Raw genomic sequence first — 19,866 nt, forward strand, 5'->3', positions numbered from 1 at the left:
CTGGGGGCTTATCGAAAACTCGCGCGGGCCGGGGGCCGGTGCAGGGGCGGGACGGGCGAACCCCCCGCCGGCGGGGGGGGGGGCCCCCCCCCCACGCCCATTTCGGGGAAATCGTCGGAATGCGGATGGGCGTTACACCGGACTTCGGTCGCCACGACTTCGGGTGACAAGTGTGTGACAACCCGCTGTCGGGGTGCTAGCGTTGACCGCGGTTGCAGTTTTGGTTCCCAGAAGTACTAAAAAGTGCCTGCGAGACAAGTGTGGCGCAGGCGCTTTGTTGTGCCGGAGGCCATTCGGCCCGGGTGATCATCTCGGCGACTTGGGGTTGACGCAGTGTCGGCCCTGGCCATCTGAAGTAGGAGTAAAGAGAATGGCTACCGGTACCGTTAAGTGGTTCAACGCTGAAAAGGGCTTCGGCTTCATCACCCCCGACGGGGGTGGATCCGATGTGTTCGCCCACTACAGTGCGATTGACGCCTCCGGTTTCCGCACGCTGGACGAGAACCAGCGCGTGGAGTTCGAGATCGCCCAGGGCCCGAAGGGTCCGCAAGCTTCGCAGATTCGCGGCATCGCCTGAGTCAAGCCGATAGCGAGAGGCCCACGCCTGCCAGGCGTGGGCCTCTCGCATGTTCGTCGTGGGCGCCGGCCGCGACGCGGTAGGCTGCCCACCCCGCTGAAGTCGATCTTTGCGAGGTTCCGGGTGTCCCTTCGTGTGTTCGTCGCCGGAGCCACCGGCGTGGTCGGTACGACGCTGCTGCCGAAGCTGCGGGAACGCGGGCACCACGTGACCGCGCTGCTGCGCACCGCCGGCCGCGCGCAGGGCGTGACCGGTGCCGACGAGGTCGTGGTGGCCGACGTGCTGGACCTGCCGCGGCTGCGCCAGGTGCTGCAGCGCGCGGAGCCGGACGTGGTGGTGGCGCAGGTGTCCGGCTTCCGCGGACCGGACTTCGACGACGCGCTGGCCCGCACCTCGCGGCTGTGGGAGCAGGGCACCGGGAACCTGGTCGAGGCGGCGGCCGATGCCGGGGTGCGCCGCGTGGTGGCGCAGAGCATGGTCGCCGCGTACTGCCCGAACGGCCACGACGTGCTGGACGAGGACTCGCCGCTGTGGATCGACGCCCCGGGGCGCTGGGGCGAGGTGGTGCGGGCGGTGGCCGACATGGAGCGCGCGGTCGTGGAGCGCACCGACCTGGAAGGCGTGGTGCTGCGCTACGGTTCCCTGTACGGGCCGGACACCTGGTACGCGCCGGGCGGACTGGTGCACGAGCAGGTCCGGGGCAGCGCGCTGCCGCTGGTCGTGGACGGGGTCGGGCTCACCTCGTTCACCCATGTGGAGGACGCGGCCAGCGCCGTCGTGGAAGTGCTGGAGGCAGGGGAGACCGGCACCTACAACGTGGTGGACAACGAACCCGCGGAATACGCCGAGTGGTTACCGGCGTACGCCCGGATGATCGGGGGCCCGGCGCCGTTGTCGCTGACGTTGGACCAGGCCAGGGCGCAGCTGGATTGGCTCACCGTGCACCGGCTGACCGAGCAGCGGGGGGCGACGAATTTTCGGCTCCGGGAGACGTTGGGCTGGCGTCCGGGATGGCCCAGTTGGCGTGAGGGATTCGCGACGATGTTCGGCCTCTGGCCGGGCTGAGCGCCGGGGCGAGTTCGCACTGGAAATGGCGAGTTGCTTTCGCGCGTCCGGTGGCGCGGAAAGGCCGGGATCGCTCGTTCCAGGCGGTGCAGGTGATCGTGGTTAAGCTACCGGGTTCCGGAATGGTGCGGGGCAAGTTCTAGGAACTTTCCGAAAAGAACTTGACCTCCGTATCGGGTGCGACTAATGGGTCCGCAACGCGCCGCGCGCCGGAATCCGGCATTCGTCGTGATCGGCGCGCGGCGCGCGGGGATCCCGTCAGTCGCGTTCGTAGTCCTCGTCATCGGGGACCACCAGCTGCTGGTCCGCGAGATCGGCCGGATCGGCCTCCGCGGACGATTCGGCGGGGACGGTGAGGTCCTCGCCCGCGGTGTCCTCGGCGGGACGGTTCTGATCGGCTGCGTCGGCTTCCGGAGTCTCGGAGTTCACGGCGCTCCTTCCGCGGATCGGGCTTCTCGACGCCACCGTATCGGTCCCGGCCGCGTTCAGCCCCCGAGCGGCGGGAAGTCCGGCCGGCGCCGCTCGTGGAAGCTGCGCACCCCCTCGCGCACGTCGGGGCGGCCGAAGGCGGTGACCATCCGGTTGTTCGCGTCGGCCCGGGCCGTCTCCAGTCCGCTGTCCAGGCCGGAGTAGATCTGCTCCTTGATGTCGGCCAGCGACGCGGGGGAGCACTCGGTGGCCAGCACGTGCGCGTACTCCAGCGCCGCCGCCAGCACCTCCGAGGCGGGCAGCACCCGGTCCACCAGTCCCATCCGGTGCGCCTCGGTGCCCGGCAGGGTCCGGGCCGAGAGCATCAGGTCCAGCGCGGCGCCCGCGCCCACCAGCTTCGGCAGCAACCAGGAGATGCCGTGCTCGGCGACCAGGCCGCGCCTGCTGAACGCGGTGGTGAACTTGGCGTCCTCGGCCGCGAAGCGCACGTCCGCGAACAGGGCCGCGACCAGGCCGATCCCGGCGACCGGCCCGTTGATCGCGGCGATGATGGGTTTGCGGATCCGGATCGACAGCGAGATCGCCCGCTCGTCGACGTCCGGCTCGGGGGTGTCGCCCAGTGCGGAGAGGTCCGTGCCCGCGCAGAACCCGCGCCCGGCACCGGTGACGACCACCGCGCGCACGGACGGGTCGGCGTCGGCTTCTTCCAGCAGGTCGAAGTAGCGCCGCCGCATGCTCGGCGTCCACGCGTTGAGCCGGTCCGGCCGGTTGAAGGTCAGCAGCAGCACCGCATCCCGGTGCTCGACCAGGATCTCGTCGTCCTCCGGCACCTGATCACCTCCGTGGCGAGTGCTTTCGGAAACTACCGAGCCGCACCAGGGGGTTCAACCGGCGATCGAGCGACCCGGACGGGCGAGCAGAGATCACCACCCGTGATCGCTCCGGCGCGGACGAGATGCTCGGTCTCCGCGGTCGCCGACCACGTCGCGCCTGATGAAGTCGTGCAGGACCTGCCGCATCCGCGGGACCGAACGTTCCGGGCGGCCGGTGAGGACTCCGATGCCGAGTCCGTCGATCAGGGCGGTCAAGCGCACCGCGAGCTCCTCGGCGTCACCGCCGGTGAACACGCCCTGCCGCTGCCCCTGCCGGATGGTTCGCGCGATCGTGTCGTGCCACCGGGTGTAGGAATCGCCGTGCAGCCCGCGCAGCTCGGGGCGCAGCGCGCTCTCGTTCCACACCTGCAACCAGATCGACCACTCGCGGCGCAGCTCCGGGGAGCCGGGCAGCTGGAGCTCCACCAGGCGCAGCAGCCGCCGGTGCGCGTCGTCGATGCTGTGCAGCTCGGCGACCTGCCGGTCGAAGGCCTGGCGCACCGAGTGCCGCAGCGCCTCGGTCAGCAGGTCGTCGCGACCCGGGAAGTGGTAGTGGATCGCGGCCGCGCTCACCCCGCACGCCTCGGCGATGTCGGCGACCCGCACCGAGTGGTAACCGCGCTCGGCGATGAGCTCCCAGGCCGCGTCGAGGATCTGCTGGTAGCGGTCGCCGCCGGACCGTTCCGGTGGACGTGCCGCCCGCCGCGGTGCCGCGGCCACCGTCTCCGCGTCGTCCTGGCCGTTGATCAGCCAGTTCACCGTCACCTGGCCGAGCTCGGCGATGCGGGTGAGCTCGACCGGCGTGAACCGCCGGACCCCGCTCAGCGACTTGGACAGCTTGCTGGCGTCCAGCCCGATCCGGTCGGCGAACTCCCGGTGGCTGCCCTGGTGTGCGGCCACCACCTCGCGAACCCTGGCGCGCAAGGCGGCGGGTCCGGCGTCTTCGGGCGGTTCGGAGGTCATCGTCTCGTGCGGTCGTGGGGTCGGGGAGTCAGGCGCGGCGCGCGGGCAGGACGCTACCAGCGCCGCGGAAACCCTCGAACTGCGTGCGCGGCGGTTCCGGACGGTGACCGGGGACCGTTCCTTAGCACCTCACGGTCCGCTTGATCGGCCCCCCTCAGCCGAGACGAGCCGTCGGTGCACCGTCAGGATGTGGGAATGACGGGAACTACCGCCTCGACGACGACGCAGCGGTGGCAGGCGCTGGGGGTGTGCCTGCTGGCGGGATTCATGACCCTCCTCGACGTCAGCATCGTCAACGTCGCGCTGCCGTCCATGCAGCAGGGGCTGGACGCCCCGCCGGTGGCGCTGGGCTGGGTGGTGTCCGGCTACGCGTTGACCTTCGGGCTGGTGCTGGTGCCCGCCGGGCGGCTCGGCGACGACCGCGGGCGCAGCCGGATGTTCGTGCTCTCGCTGCTGCTGTTCACCGCGGCCAGCGCGGCCGCCGGCTTCGCGCCGTCGGCCCTCTGGCTGGTGGTCGCCCGGCTGGTGCAGGGCGTCGCGGGCGGCATGCTCAACCCGCAGGTCCTGGGCCTGATCCAGCAGCTGTTCCAGGGCCCCGAACGGGCGAAGGCCTTCGGCATGTTCGGCGCGGTCATCGGCGTGTCCACCGCGATCGGCCCGCTGCTGGGCGGGCTCATCATCGAGTTCGCGGGGAGCGAGCAGGGCTGGCGCTGGGTGTTCTTCGTGAACGTGCCGATCGGGCTGTTCGCGCTGGCGTTCGCCGCGAAGGTGCTGCCGAAGGACGAGGTGGAGGAAGGGCCGCGCAGCCTCGACCTGGTCGGGGTGCTGCTGCTGGCCGGGGCGTTGCTGGCGGTGCTGCTGCCGCTCATCCAGCAGGAGAGCGGGGCGGGCACGCCGTGGTACCTGCTGGGCGCGGCGCCGGTGCTGCTGGTGCTGTTCGTGCTGTGGGAGCGGTACTACCGCGGCCGCGGCCGGGAACCGCTGGTGGACCTGGGGCTGTTCAGCATCCGCAGCTACAGCTTCGGCACCGCGCTGGGGATGCTGTACTTCGCCGGGTTCACCAGCATCTTCTTCGTGCTGGCCCTGTACTTCCAGCGCGGGCTGGGGTATTCGCCGCTGCAGGCGGGGCTGGCGATGACGCCGTTCGCGATCGGTTCCGCCACGTCCTCGGCGTTGAGCGGGCGGCTGGTGAACAGGTTCGGCCGGTCGCTGGTGGTGCTGGGGCTGGTGGGGGCGCTGGCGGGACTGGTGGTGACCGATCTGCTGCTGTCGACGGGGCCGGGGGCGGCCGCGGGCCTGGTGGTGGCGGCACCGCTGCTGCTGGCCGGGGTCGGCAGCGGGCTGGTCATCTCGCCGAACCAGACCGTCACGCTCTCCAAGGTGGACGCGGCCCGGGGCGGGACCGCGGCGGGCGTGCAGCAGACGGGGCAGCGGCTCGGCACGGCCATCGGCACCGCCACCGCGTCCGGGTTGTTCTTCGGCGCGATCGCCACCGGCGGCTACGACGCGGCGATCTCGATCGGGCTGCTCGTCGCGGTCGGGTTCGTGACGCTGGCGCTGCTGCTGGCGGTGGCCGAGCAGCTCATCCTGACTCGGCGTCGCTGACCGGTTCGGCGGTGGCCAGCCGGGACTTGCGGTACCCGTAGAGCAGGTAGATCGCCAGGCCGACCACGAGCCACACGGCGAACCGCAGCCAGGTCAGCACGCTCAGGTTCGACATCAGGTACAGGCAGGCGACGGCGGTCAGCACGGGCAGCACCGGGGACCACGGCATCCGGAACGGGCGCGGCAGGTCCGGTTCGCGGCGGCGCAGCACCGGGATCGCGATGGCCACGATGACGAAACCGGACAGCGCGCCGATGCTGACCATGTCGGCGAGCTCGGAGATCGGGATGAACCCGCCGAGCAGCATCACCAGCACCGCGCCGCCGATCGTCACCCGGTGCGGGGTCCCCCACTTCCGGTGCACCTGGGAGAGCTTCGGCGGCAGCAGCCCGTCCCGGCTCATCGCGAACCCGATCCGGCCGATGGTCACCAGCTCCACCATCATCACCGAGGTCAGGCCGGTGACGGCGCCGAGCGCGATGAGCGCGGCGACCCAGTGCGCGCCGACCGAGTGGAAGGCGGCGGCCAGCGGTGCGGCTTCGTCGATCTGCCGGTAGTCGACCATCGCGCTGAGCACGAGCGCCACCAGCACGTACAGCACGGTGCACACGATCAGGCTGCCGAGCAGGCCCACCGGCAGGTCCCGCTTGGGCCGCTTGGTCTCCTCGCCGAGGTTGGCCAGCGCTTCGAAACCGGTGTAGGCGAAGAAGACGATCGCGGCCGCGGTGAGCACCCCGCCGAACCCGTACATCGACTGCTCCATGCCGAGCGCCGCGGACACCAGCGGCTGCTCCAGCACGCTCGCGCCCTGCTCGGCGGGCTGCGCGGGCGGCACGAACGGGGTGAGGTTCGCGCCGGTGAAGAAGAACAACCCGGCGATGACGACCAGCACGCAGACCGACACCTTGACCACGACCAGCACGTTGGTCAGCCAGGACGACTCGCGGATGCCGAGCACGGCCACGATGGTGAGCACGCCGATGATGAGGACGGCGCCGACGTTGACCGTCGCCTCCTCGCCGAACCACTCCGGCGGCAGCCCGAGCAGGCTGGAGACGTAGCCCGACCAGCTGCGGGACACCACCGCGGCGCCGAGCGCGAACTCCAGCAGCAGGTCCCAGCCGATGATCCAGGCGAAGATCTCGCCGAGCGTCGCGTACCCGTAGGTGTAGGCGCTGCCCGCCGTCGGCACCGCCGCGGCCAGCTCGGCGTAGCAGAGCGCGGCCAGCGCGGCGACCACGCCGCCGATCAGGAACGCCACCACCACCGCGGGCCCGGCGTGCTCCTTGGCCTCGACGCCCGCCAGCGTGAAGACACCGGTCCCGATGATGATGCCGATGCCGAAGCCGACGAGGTCGACACCGGACAGCCGCCGCGCGAGGCCGCTGCGTTCGGTGCGGTCCAGCACGTGCTGGACGGGAAGAGTTCGCAGAACACCCACGGGCAGCACGGTAGAAGCTCGCGGAGGTGAAAGCGAAACATCCGGCGCGGCGTGATGGACCTGGTACCGGAGTGGGACCGATCGGCGCAGCGCGGCGACCCGTGCGGGCCAGCGGCTGCGCCGATCGGGGGCTCAGGCCACGACCTGGGTGGTGTCCCGGTCCCACGCCCGGTGCCCGGCGAGCACCGCGGCGAACTCCTCGATGAACTCGGCGGGCAGTCCCGCGCCGCCGGGCACCGCGGTCACCACGCCCTGGTCGCTGACCACGTTGTCGCCCTCGCCGGCGTGCCGCACGAAGTCCAGCCCGGCGCGTTGCAGTAGGGCGAGCCCCTCGTCGCTGGCGCCGACCGGCTTGGCGTGTTTGAACGCCTCCGCCACGAAGTGCGCCGCGTAGCCGTCCTTGGACAGCGCCTGCACGCTGTCGGCGCCCCCGGGCACGATCACCGCGTCGTAGACCGCGGAGGACACCGTGGGGATCGCGCGGTCCACCTCGACCTGGCTCTCGTCGGCGCCGCGCACGCTGCCGTCGCGGGTGCCGAGCACCTCCGCGACCGCGCCGCGCTCGGCGAAGCCGTCGCGCAGCTGCGCCACCTCCGCCTGGTCGACCCCGTCGGAGACGAGCAGCGCGATGGTGCGGGTGGCGATGGTGTCCTGCACCGAGTTCGCCTGGCTCAGCGCGGGAGAGCGGTCGTCGTGGCCCGGTCCGGACGCGGCCTCGGGCGGGGTCACACCGATCCCCTCGGCGACGGCGACGGCGAGGTCGTGGTCGATGTGGTTGATCTGCGCGACCGCGCCCTCCCGCACGTGCATGTGCTCGACCTTGCCGAGTTCGAAGCGGAACGCGGCGATGATGTGCTCCCGCTCCCACCAGGCCATGCTGTTCCAGAACAGCCTCGCCTGGGTGTAGTGGTCCTGGAAGCTCTCGCTGCGTTGGCGGATCTTCGCGCCCTCCACCTTCTCCTGGTAGTGCTCGAAGGCGCCCTCGCCGGCCCCGGCGAGCACCGGGCAGCCGCCGCCGAGGCTGTTGTTCGAGTAGCTGGCCTGCCCGCGGTGGATCCGGTGCTGCTGGAACCCGTCGCGCTGGTTCGTGGAGACCTCCGCGACCGGCCGGTTCACCGGGATGTGCGCGAAGTTCGGTCCGCCCAGCCGGATCAGCTGGGTGTCCAGGTAGGAGAAGTTCCGCGCCTGCAGCAGCGGGTCGTTCGTGAAGTCGATGCCGGGCACCACGTTCGCGGTGTGGAAGGCGACCTGCTCGGTCTCGGCGAAGAAGTTGTCCGGGTTGCGGTCCAGCACCATCCGGCCGACCGGGCGCACCGGCACCTGCTCCTCCGGGATGATCTTCGTCGCGTCCAGCAGGTCGAAGTCGAAGTCGTGCTCCCGGGACTCCTCGACCAGCTGCACGCCCAGCTCCCACTCGGGGAAGTTCCCGGACTCGATGGCGTCCCACAGGTCGCGGCGGTTGAAGTCGGGATCCTTGCCCTGCACCTGCTGGCACTCCTCCCACACCAGCGAATGGGTGCCCAGCTTCGGCTTCCAGTGGAACTTCACGAACGTGCCGGTGCCCGCGGCGTTGACGAACCGGAACGTGTGCACGCCGAAGCCCTGCATCATGCGGTAGCTGCGCGGCAGCGCCCGGTCCGACATCAGCCACATGATCATGTGCAGCGTCTCGGGCTGCAGCTGCACGAAGTCCCACAGCGTGTCGTGCGCGGACTGCGCCTGCGGGATCTCGTTGTGCGGCTCCGGTTTCACCGCGTGCACGAAGTCGGGGAACTTGATGCCGTCCTGGATGAAGAACACCGGCATGTTGTTGCCGACCAGGTCGTAGTTCCCCTCCGCGGTGTAGAACTTCGTGGCGAAGCCGCGCACGTCGCGCACCGTGTCCGCCGAACCGCGCGAACCCGCGACCGTGGAGAAGCGGACGAACACCGGGGTGCGCCGCTGCGGATCGGTGAGGAACTTCGCGGCCGTGTAGTCGGCGAGGGAGGAGTCGTAGGCCTCGAAGTAGCCGTAGGCGCCCGCGCCGCGCGCGTGCACCACCCGTTCCGGGATGCGTTCGTGGTCGAAGTGGGTGATCTTCTCCCGCGCGTGGAAGTCCTCCAGCAAGGTGGGTCCGCGCGCGCCCGCGGTCAGCGAGTCGTCGGTGTGGCCGACGCGGACACCCTGCTGAGTGGTGAGGTAGGTGTCCTGCGGGTCGTGCCGCACTTCGTCGAGCTGGTCCTGCTTGTCGCGGTGAGAAGTCATGCCGAGCCTCCGGGAACGGGTAGTCCGTGCCCGATGGGTGCCCGCCCGGGCGGACCGGCATGCATCCGTGGCGGCGTCAGCCGAAGAACGGCAGCTGGTGGATGATCTCCGGGGCCGCCGCCAGCACCAGGAAGTGGATGGCGCGGCCGGCCAGGCTCACGCCGAGGAAGCCCAGCAGCGGCAACCCCGCCGCGCCGGAGAGGAAGCACAGCACGGTGAACGGCGGGAAGCTCGCCACCGCGCTCACGAACAGCACGCCCAGCCCCCACCACGGGTGCTGCTCGGTGCGGGCGTGGAACTTCTCCAGCCACGCCGCCCAGCGGCCGCCCTTGCGCGCCTCCGCCATCCGGCCGAGCCGGGTGCCGAGGCTGAACCCGCCCCGGCCCGCCAGGTAGAACAGCGTCTTGCCGGTCATCTGCCCGACCGCGGCGGCCAGCGCCAGCGCCCACCAGTTCAGCCCGTCCACGGTGGTGAGCACGCCGACGAGGTACAGCTCGATGTTGGCCAGCGGGAAGACGCTGCCCAGCAGCGCGGTGCCCGCCGTGGCCAGCAGCCACCCGATCATCGCGGGAACCCGGAGGTGGGTGCGCGCCTGCTGCCGAGGCGAGGGCGAGCGGGCATCGGGACGTACTCCACGGAACTCGGGCGCGGGACGGACCTCGAACGGGGACGGACCTCGAACGGGGGAACGGACCTCGAACGGGGGAACGGGCCGACCTTACCGGGCGGCGGATCGGCGCCGGTCAGCCCGGTTCGTCGGCGTCCGGGTTCCAGGAGAGCAACCGGACCCGGCTGACCGTGCGCAGGTGCCTGCGCATCGCGGCGGCCGCGGCCCGCGGCTGCCCGGCGCGGATGGCCTCGGCGATGCGCTCGTGCTGGGCCAGCGACTTCGGCGGGCGGTGCGGCTGGCGCAGCGATTCCTGGCGGCTCTCGGCGATCTCGGTGGCGATGGTGCGCATGAACTCGGCGAGCATCGAGCTGTGCGCGGCGGCGGTGACGGCCGCGTGGAACCGGCGGTCGCCTTCCCCGCCGAGTTCGCCGCGCTCCACCTGGGCGCGCATGTCGGCCAGCGCCGCGTCGATCTCGGCGAGGTCGGCGGTGGTGCGGCGTTCGGCGGCGAGCTCCGCGAGCTTGGTCTCCAGCCCTTCGCGGGCGTCGAGCACGTCCGGCAGCCGGTCGCGGCGGGCCACCAGCTCGTCCACCGGTTCGCCGTCCAGCTCGCGGCGCGCCAGGTAGGTCCCGCCGCCGTGGCGGACTTCGACGAGGCCCTGCACCTCCAGCACCACGATGGCCTGGCGCACGGAGGCGCGGCTGACCCCGAGCCGTTCGGCGAGTTCGCGCTCCGGCGGCAACCGGTCGCCCACGTCCAGGCCGGAGGCGGCGACGTGCTCGCGCAGGCGCAGCACGACCTGCTCGTAGAGCCTCGGCCTGGTCAGCGGCCGCAGCGCGTCGGACACCGGCGCCTCCCTCCCGCTTCGGCGCGGAATGGCCAGGTTAGCACCGGGAAAGCGGTCCAGTGGTCCGCGCGCCGGACCACTTCGGGTCTTGACGCCCCGGGGGCGTCGGCGCACAGTGGTCCAGCCAGTGAACCACTGTGTCCGGGCTCACCCGAGGCGCATGGACGGTGAGGAGACAACGGTGTCGCCCGAGCTGATATCCATCTACGCGCTCGTGGCCTGCTTCGTGCTGGCCACGACGATGTCGGTGAACATGGGGGTGCTGTCGTTCGCCGCGGCCTTCGCCGTCGGCAAGCTCGTCGGCGGCCTGTCCGACGACGACATCTTCGCCGGGTTCCCCGGCGACATCTTCGTGGTGCTCGTCGGCGTCACCTACCTGTTCGCGATCGCCCGCGCCAACGGCACCACCGACTGGCTGGTGCACTGGGCGGTGCGGCTGGTCGGCGGCAGGCTCGTGGTGATCCCGTGGGTCATGTTCGGCATCGCGGCGCTGCTCACCGCCATCGGCGCGGTCAGCCCCGCGGCCTGCGCGATCATCGCGCCGATCGCGCTGAACCTCGCTGCCCGGCACGGCATCAACCCGCTGCTGATGGGGGCGATGGTCGTGCACGGCGCGCAGGCAGGCGGTTTCTCGCCGATCAGCGTCTACGGCGTCATCGTCAACGGGGTCGTCGCCGACAACGCGCTGCCCGGCAGCCCGCTGGTGCTGTTCCTGGGCAGCTTCGCGCTGAACCTGCTGATCGCGGGCGTGGTGTTCGTCGTGTTCGGCGGGCTGCGCACCGCGCGGGCCGGTTCGCAGCCGGACGACGCCGCCGACGAACCGGAGGTGCTGCGCCTGGACCGGGACCGGATGCTGACGCTGCTCGGACTCGCCTCGCTGGTGGTGTGCACGCTGGTGTTCGAGCTCGACGCGGGCCTGGTCGCGATGACGGTCGCGGTGGTGCTGACCGTGCTGTCGCCGAAGGTCGCCGCGAACGCGCCCGCCGAGGTCACCTGGCCGACGGTGCTGCTGATCTGCGGCGTGCTCACCTACGTCGGGGTGCTGCAGGAGATGGGCACGATCGACTACGTGGGCCACGCCGTCGCCGGGGTCGGGCTGCCGCTGCTGGCGGCGCTGCTGCTGTGCTACATCGGCGGCGTCGTGTCGGCGTTCGCCTCCTCGGTCGGGTTGATGGGCGCGCTGATCCCGCTGGCGGTGCCGTTCCTGGCGACCGGCACGATCGGGCCGATCGGCGTGGTGACGGCGCTGGCGGTGTCGGCGACGCTGGTGGACGTCAGCCCGTTCTCCACCAACGGCGCGATCGTGCTCGCCAACGCCAAGGGCGTGGACCGCGAGGTGTTCTTCCGCCGCCTGATGGTCTACGGCGGGGTGGTGGTCGCGGTGGGCCCGCTGCTGGCGTGGCTCGTGTTCGTCGTCCCCGGACTGGGGTGACATGGAACCGGAGGTAGGCATGGAACTGTTCCCGACGCTGCGCAGGCCGGAGGAGAAGGAGGCGGTGCGCTTCGGCGACCGCGCCCTCACCTACCCGGAGCTGGCCGCCGCCGCGGCGGGCGTCGCCGAGCGCGTCGGCGGTGCCCGGCGGGTGGCGGTGTGGGCCACGTCGGAGCTGGAGACCGCGGTGGCGGTGCTCGGCGCGCTCGCTGCCGGTGCCGCGGTGGTGCCGGTGAACCCGAAGGTGGGGGAGCGGGAGCTCGCGCACATCGCCGGGGACAGCGAACCGGAACTCCTGCTCGCCGCGCCCGGTTTCGAGATCCCGGCGGCGCTGGCCGAGGTTCCGCTGCACGAGGTGGACCTCGCACCCGGCGGCGAGCTGCCCGCCGAACCGGACGAGGAGCAGCCGGCGCTGATCGTCTACACCTCCGGCACCACCGGCCCGCCGAAGGGCGTGGTGCTGCCGCGGCGGGCCATCCGGGCGAACCTCGACGCGCTCGCCGACGCGTGGGAGTGGACCGCGCAGGACGTGCTGGTGCACGCGCTGCCGCTGTTCCACGTGCACGGGCTGATCCTCGGCACCCTCGGGCCGGTGCGGCTCGGCGGGACCGTGCACCACCTCGGCCGGTTCTCCTCGGCGGCGGTGGCCGCGGAGCTGGCCGGCGCGGCGACGATGCTGTTCGGGGTGCCGACGATGTACCACCGCCTCGCCGACGACGCCGAACGCGATCCGGAGCTGGCGGCGGCGGTCGGCCGTGCCCGGCTGCTGGTGTCCGGTTCGGCCGCGCTGCCCGCGGTGGAGCACGAGCGGATCTCCCGGCTGACCGGGCAGCGCGTCGTGGAGCGCTACGGCATGAGCGAGACGATCATGAATTCGGGCGTGCGCGCCTCCGGGGACCGCAGGCCCGGCTACGTCGGCCTGCCCTTCGACGGGGTGGAGATCAAGCTCGTCGACGACGCGGGCGCCGACATCGAGGTCAGCGACGACGAGACCGTCGGCGAGATCCTGGTCCGCGGCCGGAACCTGTTCACCGGCTACCTGAACCGGCCGGACGCCACCGCCGCCGCGTTCGCCGACGGCTGGTTCCGCACCGGCGACGTCGCCACCCGCGCGCCCGACGGCTACCTGCGGATCGTGGGGCGCAAGGCCACCGACATCATCAAGAGCGGCGGCTACAAGATCGGCGCGGGCGAGATCGAGAACGCGTTGCTGGAGCACCCGGTCGTCGCCGAGGTCGCCGTCACCGGGCAGGCCGATCCGGACCTGGGCGAGCGGATCCTGGCCTGGGTGGTGCCGACCGCGGAGCCCGCGGACGCGGACGAGACCGGCCGCGAGCTCGCCGAGCACGTGGCCCGGCTGCTCACCCCGCACAAGCGCCCGCGCGAGGTGCGGTTCGTGGAGTCCTTGCCGCGCAACGAGATGGGCAAGGTCATGAAGAAGGCGCTGGGGTGATCCGGTGGGCGCGCGCGAGCTGATCACCGCGGTGTGCGCGGACTTCACCGAGTTCGCGCCGCGCCGCACCGGAACCCGCCCGGTGGACGGCCCGCTGGGCTGGGACGGCTACGGCGAGCAGCGGCGCCGGGCCGCCGAGCGCACCGGAGCGGCCGAATCCGTGCTGTGCGGGCACGGCGCGGTCGGTTCCGGTCGCGCCGTGCTGGTCGCGTTCGAGTTCGGCTTCCTCGGCGGTTCGGTCGGGGAGGAGACCGGGGCGCGGGTGGTGGACGCCTTCGACCGGGCCCGGGAGCTGCGGCTGCCGGTGGTCTCGCTGGTGGCCTCCGGCGGAAGCCGGATGCAGGAGGGGATCCGCGCGCTCGCCCAGCTGCAGACCATCGCGCGGGCCTGCGCGCGGACCAGGCGGGCGGGCCTCCCGCACGTGGCGGTGCTGCGCGATCCGACGACCGGCGGCATGTGGGCGGCGCTGGGCGCGGGCGCCGACGTGGTGCTCGCGGTGCCCGGCGCCGAGGTCGCGTTCGGCGGCAGCCGGGTGCGCCCCGCCGCGGAGTCCGGAGCGGCGTTCACCGCGGCCGGGAAGTTCGCCGCCGGCCAGGTGGACCGGCTGGTGGCGGAGGACGAGCTGCCCGCGGTGCTCCCCGGTCTGGTGGACCTGCTGCAACCGCGCCGCGCCGTCCCGGAACCCGTCGCGCCGCCCGTCCCGCCGCGGCCGGGCCCCGCCCCGGGCAGCGGGTGGGCGGCGGTGCGGCGCGCCCGCGCGGCGGAGCGCCCGCGCGCGACCGACTACCTGGACCGGTTCTTCACCGGCCGGTTCGCGCTCAGCGGCGACCGGGCGGGTGGTGCGGATCCGGGGATGCTGTGCGGGATCGGCGAGCACGAGGGCCGTCCGGTCGCCTACGCCGCGCAGACCGGTACCGCCAACACCCCGGCCGGTTTCCGCACGGCGGCCCGGCTGGTGCGGCTGGCGGACCGGCTGCGGCTGCCGGTGCTGACGCTGGTGGACACCCCGGGCGCGGCGAACGGCGCGGCCGCCGAACTCGCCGGGGCCGGGCCCGCGATCGGCGAGCTGTTCACCGCGGTCGCCGAGGCGCGGGTGCCGATCACCACGCTCGTGATCGGCGAGGGCGGTTCCGGGGGAGCGCTGGCGCTGGCCGCGCCCGGCTCGACGTGGATCACCGCGGACGCCTACTTCGCGGTCATCGCCCCGGAATCGGCCGCGTCGATCCTCAAGCTCCCGCCGGAGCAGGTGCCGGAGCTGGCCGAGTCGTTGCGGCTGCGCCCCCAGGACGTCGTGGACCTCGGTTTCGCCCGGGGCGTCCTCGGCGAGCCGCCGCGGTGACCGACGGCGGTCGCGCGCTCGCAAGAGAGCCAAGAGGGCAAGGCGGTGCGAGGTGTGATGGTCATCCCCTACCGAACCTCGCTGTGGTCAGGTTAGCCTAACCATACAGGGCTGAGCCGGTCTCGGTACAGGAGAGCGCGCCCGGTCGTGGCAGCAGTCGAGGGGAAGGACGAGATGGACCGCAGTGGCATCAGCGGCCGGGTCGCCGTGGTGACCGGCGCCGCCCACGGTATCGGTACCGCTGTGGTGCACGCGCTCGGGGAGCTGGGGGCGACCGTCGTCGCCGTCGACCTCGACGCCGAGGAACTCGCCGGAGTCGCCTCGACCGCGACCGGCAAGGGCCGCCGCGTGCTGGCCTGCCCCGCCGACGTCGCCGACTCCGCGGCCGTGGAATCCGTGATTGAGCGCGCCGAACGCGAAGCGGGACCGGTGGATCTGCTGGTCAACGTCGCGGGCATCCTGAGCCCCGGCACCGTGCAGGAGATCGACGAGGCGGACTGGCACCGCACCTTCGCGGTGAACACCACCGGCGTGTTCCACCTGTGCCGCTCGGTGTCGAAGCGGATGATCCCCCGCGGCCGCGGTTCCATCGTCACCGTCGGCTCCAACGCCGCGGGCGTCCCGCGCCAGGGCATGGCCGCCTACGGCGCGTCCAAGGCGGCGGCGACGCTGTTCACCAAGTCGCTCGGCCTGGAGCTCGCCGAGCACGGCATCCGCTGCAACGTGGTCTCGCCGGGTTCCACCGACACGCCGATGCAGCACCGGCTGTGGGACGAACGCGGACCCGCCCCGGTGATCGCCGGATCGCTGGAGACCTACAAGACCGGCATCCCGCTGGGCAAGCTGGCCACGGCCGAGGACGTCGCGGAGGCGGTCGTCTTCCTGCTCTCCGATCAGGCCGGGCACATCACGATGCACGATCTGTACGTCGACGGCGGCGCGACGCTGCGCGCCTGAGCCGCCCCTCGACCACCGCCCACGGAAGGCACACATGACCACGGACAGCGATACCACCATGCGCGGAGAATCCGACGATCTCGGCGAGCGCCTCACCCCGGGCGCCCTGCTCGACCGGTATTCGGCGGGTTCCTCGTTCTTCTTCGCCTCGCCGCGCGGTTCGATGCTGGCGCGCGGCGTCGACGCCGTGGTGCCGAAGGCTACCTGCTCCGGGGGGCGCGACCGGCTCCCCGGCCAGGTCGCCGAATTTTTGCGCCACGCCGAGGAGTTCGGCCGGGTGAACCCCGTCGTGGTCGGTGCCGTGCCGTTCGGCGACAACCTGCCCGCGCACCTGGTGCTGCCCGCCGCGGTGGACCGCGCCGAGCCGCTGTCCGAACCGGTGGCCGCGCCGGACGCGCCCCGGGTGGACTACGAGGTGAAGCACGTCCCGGCTCCCGCCGAGTACGAGCGCGCGGTGGAGCGGGTGCTCAAGCGGCTGCGCGACGAGGAGATGAGCAAGGTCGTGCTGGCCCGCTCCCTCGAACTGTCCACATCGGAGCCGGTGGATCCGGGGCGGATGCTGCGCAACCTCGCGGGCACCGATCCGGGCGGTTTCACCTACGCCGTGGACCTCCCGCGGCGCGGCCAGGACGGCACCCGCGACTCCTTCGGCGAACGGGCCGAGACGGGCCGCACCCTGCTCGGCGCCAGCCCGGAACTGCTGGTGTCGCTGGACGGCACCCGGGTGCGCTCCAACCCGCTTGCCGGTTCCCGGCCGCGCAGCGCGGACCCGGACGAGGACCGCCGCCGCGCCGAGGAGTTGCAGCACTCCGAGAAGGACCTCCGGGAGCACGCCGCCGTCGTCGACGCCGTGGTGGCCGCGCTGCGCCCGCTGTGCCGCGACCTCGTCGTCCCCGACGGGCCCTCGGTGGTGCACACCGCCGCCATGTGGCACCTGTCCACCGAGATCACCGGCGAACTCCTCGACCCCGGGACCACCTCGCTGCAGCTGGCCGTCGCGATGCACCCGACGCCCGCCGTGTGCGGCACCCCGCCGGAGGACGCCCGGGTCGCCATCGCCGAAGCGGAACCGTTCGAGCGCGGTTTCTACACCGGGATGGTCGGTTGGTGCGACGCCACCGGCGACGGAGAATGGGTCGTCACGATCAGGTGCGCCGAGATCGAGGACTCCGCGATCCGCTTCTACGCCGGCGCCGGGATCGTCGAAGGTTCCGACCCGGCCGACGAGCTCGCCGAGACCTCCGCGAAGTTCCGCACCGCGCTCTCGGCGATGGGCTGGACGGACGCGCTGTAGCCACCGGCCGCCCCTGCCGACCCCCGAACGAACAGGAACGACGATGCTGCCCGGATGCCCAACCTGGCCCGAGAAGGACGCCGCCCGGTACCGCGAAGCCGGGTACTGGCGCGGGGAGACCTTCGGCGAGATCCTCCGCGTCCGCGCCGCCGAGCACGGCGACCGGGTCGCGGTCGTGGACGCCGAGCGCTCGCTGACCTACGGCGAGCTCGACACCCGCGCCGACCGGCTCGCGGCCGGGCTGCGCGAGCTCGGCATCGGCGCGCAGGACCGGGTCGTGGTGCAGCTGCCGAACATCGCCGAGTTCTTCGAGGTGTGCTTCGCGCTGTTCCGCCTCGGCGCGGTGCCGGTGTTCGCGCTGCCCTCGCACCGGCTGACCGAAGTGGCCTACTTCTGCGAGTTCGCCGAGGCCGCCGCCTACATCACCTGCGACGTGGAGGCCGGGTTCGACCACCGCGCGCTCGCCGCCGAGGTGCGGGCGAAGGTGCCCGGGCTGCGCCACGTGCTCATCGCGGGCGACCCGGGGGAGTCCGGTTTCCCCGCGTTGTCCGGGATCGACGCCGAACCATCCGATGTGGACGGTCCAGGTCCGGGGGACATCGCGTTCCTCCAGCTCTCCGGCGGCAGCACCGGGGTGCCGAAGCTCATCCCGCGCACCCACGACGACTACGCCTACTCGTTCCGCGCCAGCAACGAGATCTGCGGCGTCACCGCGGACACCGTCTACCTGGTGGCGCTGCCCGCCGCGCACAACTTCCCGATGAGCTCGCCCGGCACCTTCGGCGTCCTGCAGGCCGGCGGCAAGGTGGTGCTCTCCCGCCGCCCCAGCCCCGACGAGGTCTTCCCGCTGGTGGAGCGGGAACGCGTCACGCTGCTGGCCGCGGTCCCGCCGCTGGCGCTGGTGTGGCTGGACGCGGCCGCGAACACCGCGCACGACCTATCCAGCCTGGAGGTGCTGCAGGTCGGCGGCGCCAAGTGCAGCGAGGAGGTCGCGCGCCGGGTCCGCCCGGTGCTCGGCGCCACCCTGCAGCAGGTGTTCGGCATGGCCGAAGGGCTCGTCAACTACACCCGGCTCGACGACCCCGAGGACGTCATCGTCACCACCCAGGGCAGACCGATCTCCCCGGACGACGAGGTGCTCGTCGTCGACGACGAGGACCGGCCCGTCGCCCCCGGCGGCACCGGCCACCTGCTCACCCGCGGGCCCTACACGATCCGCGGCTACTACCGGGCCGAGGAGCACAACGCCAAGGCGTTCACCCCCGAGGGCTTCTACCGCACCGGCGACGTCGTGCGGTTCACCGCCGAGGGCAACATCGTCGTCGAAGGCCGCGCCAAGGACCAGATCAACCGCGGTGGCGAGAAGGTCGCGGCCGAAGAGGTGGAGAACCACCTGCTGGCCCACCCCGCCGTGCACGACGCCGCCGTGGTGTCCATGCCCGACCCGTACCTCGGCGAGCGCACCTGCGCCTTCGTGGTGGCGCGCGGCGAGGCGCCGAAGGCCCGCGAGCTGATCAAGTTCGTCCGGCAGCGCGGCCTCGCCGGCTACAAGGTGCCCGACCGCGTCGAGTTCGTCGACGCGTTCCCGCAGACCGGCGTCGGCAAGGTCAGCAAGCGCGACCTGCGCGAAGCGATCCAGCGCGACCTGGTGCCGGGACTCGAACGTCGTTGACCGGCCGAGCGGCCCCGCGCGAACGGGGCCGGCCCGGCGATTCCCGGCCGGGGCGGCCCCGGACCGGACGTGGAGCAGGACAGGAGGACGCACAGGTGGGGTTGCCGACGATCGCGCCGTACCCGGTTCCGCGGCAGGACGAACTGCCCGCCAACCGGGTGGACTGGCGGCCGGACGCGGACCGGGCCGTGCTGCTCGTGCACGACATGGAGCGGCACTTCGTGGGCGTCTTCGAGCCCGACGCCGAACCGCTCACCGAGGTGGTGCCGAACATCCGCAGGCTCGCCGCGGGCGCCCGCGCCGCCGGGGTTCCCGTCGTGTACTGCGCCCAGCCCAGCGGGCAGACCCCGCAGCAGCGCGGTCTCCAGCTGGAGTGGTGGGGCCCCGGCGTCGCCGACGCCGAGCAGGAGGCGATCATCGACGAGCTCGCGCCGGAACCCGGCGACGTGCGCCTGACCAAGTGGCGCTACAGCGCCTTCCAGCGCACCGAGCTGCGGGAGATGCTGCGCGGCTGGGGCCGCGACCAGCTGATCATCACCGGCATCTACGCGCACATCGGATGCCTGATGACCGCGGCCGAAGCGTTCCAGCAGGAGGTGCAGGCCTTCCTGGCCGCCGACGCCGTCGCCGACTTCTCCGCCGAGGACCACCGGATGGCGGTGCAGTACGCGGCCAAGCGGTGCGCCGTGGTGGAGTCGACGCAGCGGCTCGTCGACGCGCTGGCGCCGCAGCCTTCCGCGGTGGCATGAGCGCCGCGACGAACGGACCGGGCTTCGCCGAAGCCGGTGGAGAACGGGTGCAGGAGGAGAACATGAGCGGGAAGCTGACCCTCGACGACGTGCGGGCCGACGTGGCCGAGCTGCTCTACGAGGACCCGGCCGAGATCAGCGACGAGGAGAACCTGCTGGACTGGGGCCTCGACTCGGTGCGGATCATGAGCCTGGTGGAGCGGTGGCGCACCAAGGGCGTCGAGGTCACCTTCGCCGACCTGGCGGAACGCCCCAGCCTCGCCGAGTGGTGGTCGGTGCTGGAGCCGAAGGCGGGCTGACCTCCGCCGCCCCGCGGC

General features: G+C 72.3%; 18 protein-coding genes. 11 read left to right on the top strand and 7 right to left on the bottom strand.

Annotation, left to right across the window (positions count from 1 at the left end; translation table 11 throughout):
* The first annotated feature begins 370 nt into the window (after positions 1 to 370).
* Both LCD35_RS04855 and LCD35_RS04860 read left to right on the top strand, forming a co-directional pair.
* Positions 371 to 577, top strand: coding sequence for a cold-shock protein (locus LCD35_RS04855; RefSeq protein ID WP_224958093.1), 207 nt, complete (start codon positions 371 to 373; stop codon positions 575 to 577).
* 123 nt (positions 578 to 700) lie between these two features.
* A complete protein-coding gene (locus LCD35_RS04860; protein ID WP_224958091.1) occupies positions 701 to 1,642 on the top strand; it encodes an NAD(P)-dependent oxidoreductase in 942 nt (313 codons plus the stop codon).
* 258 nt (positions 1,643 to 1,900) lie between these two features.
* Here LCD35_RS04860 and LCD35_RS04865 read toward each other — a convergent pair whose 3' ends face one another.
* From LCD35_RS04865 to LCD35_RS04875, 3 genes are all read right to left on the bottom strand, one after another.
* A complete protein-coding gene (locus tag LCD35_RS04865) occupies positions 1,901 to 2,071 on the bottom strand; it encodes a hypothetical protein (RefSeq protein ID WP_225043774.1) in 171 nt (56 codons plus the stop codon).
* Between the two features lie 56 nt (positions 2,072 to 2,127).
* Positions 2,128 to 2,901: an enoyl-CoA hydratase-related protein gene (locus LCD35_RS04870; RefSeq protein ID WP_224958087.1), complete on the bottom strand. Its 774-nt coding sequence runs from the start codon at positions 2,899 to 2,901 to the stop codon at positions 2,128 to 2,130.
* A gap of 93 nt (positions 2,902 to 2,994) precedes the next feature.
* Positions 2,995 to 3,906, bottom strand: coding sequence for a TetR family transcriptional regulator C-terminal domain-containing protein (locus LCD35_RS04875; RefSeq protein WP_224958085.1), 912 nt, complete (start codon positions 3,904 to 3,906; stop codon positions 2,995 to 2,997).
* Positions 3,907 to 4,101: 195 nt separating this feature from the next.
* Between LCD35_RS04875 and LCD35_RS04880 the strand changes: the two genes are divergently transcribed.
* Positions 4,102 to 5,511 carry an MFS transporter gene (locus LCD35_RS04880; protein WP_224966165.1) on the top strand — a complete coding sequence of 470 codons (1,410 nt, stop codon included), beginning with the start codon at positions 4,102 to 4,104 and terminating at the stop codon, positions 5,509 to 5,511.
* On the opposite strand, the gene LCD35_RS04885 is transcribed toward LCD35_RS04880, so the two are convergent.
* From LCD35_RS04885 to LCD35_RS04900, 4 genes are all read right to left on the bottom strand, one after another.
* A complete protein-coding gene (locus LCD35_RS04885; RefSeq protein WP_224958081.1) occupies positions 5,489 to 6,952 on the bottom strand; it encodes an amino acid permease in 1,464 nt (487 codons plus the stop codon). The genes LCD35_RS04880 and LCD35_RS04885 overlap by 23 nt on opposite strands.
* 132 nt (positions 6,953 to 7,084) lie before the next feature.
* A complete protein-coding gene (locus tag LCD35_RS04890; protein ID WP_224958079.1) occupies positions 7,085 to 9,196 on the bottom strand; it encodes a catalase in 2,112 nt (703 codons plus the stop codon).
* Positions 9,197 to 9,272: 76 nt separating this feature from the next.
* Positions 9,273 to 9,761 (bottom strand): VTT domain-containing protein, encoded by a 489-nt coding sequence (locus LCD35_RS04895; RefSeq protein WP_224958077.1) that lies wholly within the window; start codon positions 9,759 to 9,761, stop codon positions 9,273 to 9,275.
* Positions 9,762 to 9,939: 178 nt separating this feature from the next.
* Positions 9,940 to 10,653 (bottom strand): FadR/GntR family transcriptional regulator, encoded by a 714-nt coding sequence (locus LCD35_RS04900; protein ID WP_224958075.1) that lies wholly within the window; start codon positions 10,651 to 10,653, stop codon positions 9,940 to 9,942.
* Between the two features lie 181 nt (positions 10,654 to 10,834).
* Here LCD35_RS04900 and LCD35_RS04905 point away from each other — a divergent pair, with 181 nt between their 5' ends.
* The 8 genes from LCD35_RS04905 (at position 10,835) to LCD35_RS04940 (ending at position 19,848) form a co-directional block, all read left to right on the top strand.
* Positions 10,835 to 12,085: an SLC13 family permease gene (locus tag LCD35_RS04905; RefSeq protein WP_224966164.1), complete on the top strand. Its 1,251-nt coding sequence runs from the start codon at positions 10,835 to 10,837 to the stop codon at positions 12,083 to 12,085.
* 1 nt (position 12,086) lies between these two features.
* Positions 12,087 to 13,538, top strand: coding sequence for an acyl-CoA synthetase (locus LCD35_RS04910; RefSeq protein WP_224966163.1), 1,452 nt, complete (start codon positions 12,087 to 12,089; stop codon positions 13,536 to 13,538).
* 4 nt (positions 13,539 to 13,542) lie between these two features.
* Positions 13,543 to 14,877, top strand: a complete 1,335-nt coding sequence (locus LCD35_RS04915) for a carboxyl transferase domain-containing protein (protein ID WP_374108034.1) — start codon at positions 13,543 to 13,545, stop codon at positions 14,875 to 14,877.
* A 174-nt stretch (positions 14,878 to 15,051) separates the two neighbouring features.
* Entirely contained in the window at positions 15,052 to 15,834 is a 783-nt protein-coding gene (locus LCD35_RS04920) for a 2,3-dihydro-2,3-dihydroxybenzoate dehydrogenase (RefSeq protein WP_224958139.1), read from the top strand.
* Positions 15,835 to 15,868: 34 nt separating this feature from the next.
* On the top strand, positions 15,869 to 17,128 hold the full coding sequence (gene dhbC, locus LCD35_RS04925) for an isochorismate synthase DhbC (protein ID WP_225043775.1): 1,260 nt from the start codon (positions 15,869 to 15,871) through the stop codon (positions 17,126 to 17,128).
* Between the two features lie 43 nt (positions 17,129 to 17,171).
* On the top strand, positions 17,172 to 18,800 hold the full coding sequence (locus tag LCD35_RS04930; protein ID WP_225043776.1) for a (2,3-dihydroxybenzoyl)adenylate synthase: 1,629 nt from the start codon (positions 17,172 to 17,174) through the stop codon (positions 18,798 to 18,800).
* 95 nt (positions 18,801 to 18,895) lie between these two features.
* Complete coding sequence (locus LCD35_RS04935; RefSeq protein WP_224958070.1) at positions 18,896 to 19,549, top strand: isochorismatase family protein; 654 nt, start codon at positions 18,896 to 18,898, stop codon at positions 19,547 to 19,549.
* Positions 19,546 to 19,848 carry a phosphopantetheine-binding protein gene (locus tag LCD35_RS04940; protein WP_374108035.1) on the top strand — a complete coding sequence of 101 codons (303 nt, stop codon included), beginning with the start codon at positions 19,546 to 19,548 and terminating at the stop codon, positions 19,846 to 19,848. The genes LCD35_RS04935 and LCD35_RS04940 overlap by 4 nt, the downstream gene beginning before the upstream one ends.
* Positions 19,849 to 19,866 lie beyond the last annotated feature (18 nt).

Source organism: Saccharopolyspora sp. 6V (assembly GCF_020176785.1).
Classification (GTDB): Bacteria; Actinomycetota; Actinomycetes; order Mycobacteriales; family Pseudonocardiaceae; genus Saccharopolyspora_C; species Saccharopolyspora_C gregorii.

Coding starts and splice junctions, on each gene's coding strand:
- LCD35_RS04890 (WP_224958079.1), bottom strand. CDS start 9,196: ATGACTTCTCACCGCGACAAGCAGGACCAGCTCGACGAAGTGCGGCAC.
- LCD35_RS04920 (WP_224958139.1), top strand. CDS start 15,052: ATGGACCGCAGTGGCATCAGCGGCCGGGTCGCCGTGGTGACCGGCGCC.
- LCD35_RS04855 (WP_224958093.1), top strand. CDS start 371: ATGGCTACCGGTACCGTTAAGTGGTTCAACGCTGAAAAGGGCTTCGGC.
- dhbC (WP_225043775.1), top strand. CDS start 15,869: ATGACCACGGACAGCGATACCACCATGCGCGGAGAATCCGACGATCTC.
- LCD35_RS04930 (WP_225043776.1), top strand. CDS start 17,172: ATGCTGCCCGGATGCCCAACCTGGCCCGAGAAGGACGCCGCCCGGTAC.
- LCD35_RS04910 (WP_224966163.1), top strand. CDS start 12,087: ATGGAACCGGAGGTAGGCATGGAACTGTTCCCGACGCTGCGCAGGCCG.
- LCD35_RS04940 (WP_374108035.1), top strand. CDS start 19,546: ATGAGCGCCGCGACGAACGGACCGGGCTTCGCCGAAGCCGGTGGAGAA.
- LCD35_RS04895 (WP_224958077.1), bottom strand. CDS start 9,761: ATGATCGGGTGGCTGCTGGCCACGGCGGGCACCGCGCTGCTGGGCAGC.
- LCD35_RS04875 (WP_224958085.1), bottom strand. CDS start 3,906: ATGACCTCCGAACCGCCCGAAGACGCCGGACCCGCCGCCTTGCGCGCC.
- LCD35_RS04880 (WP_224966165.1), top strand. CDS start 4,102: ATGACGGGAACTACCGCCTCGACGACGACGCAGCGGTGGCAGGCGCTG.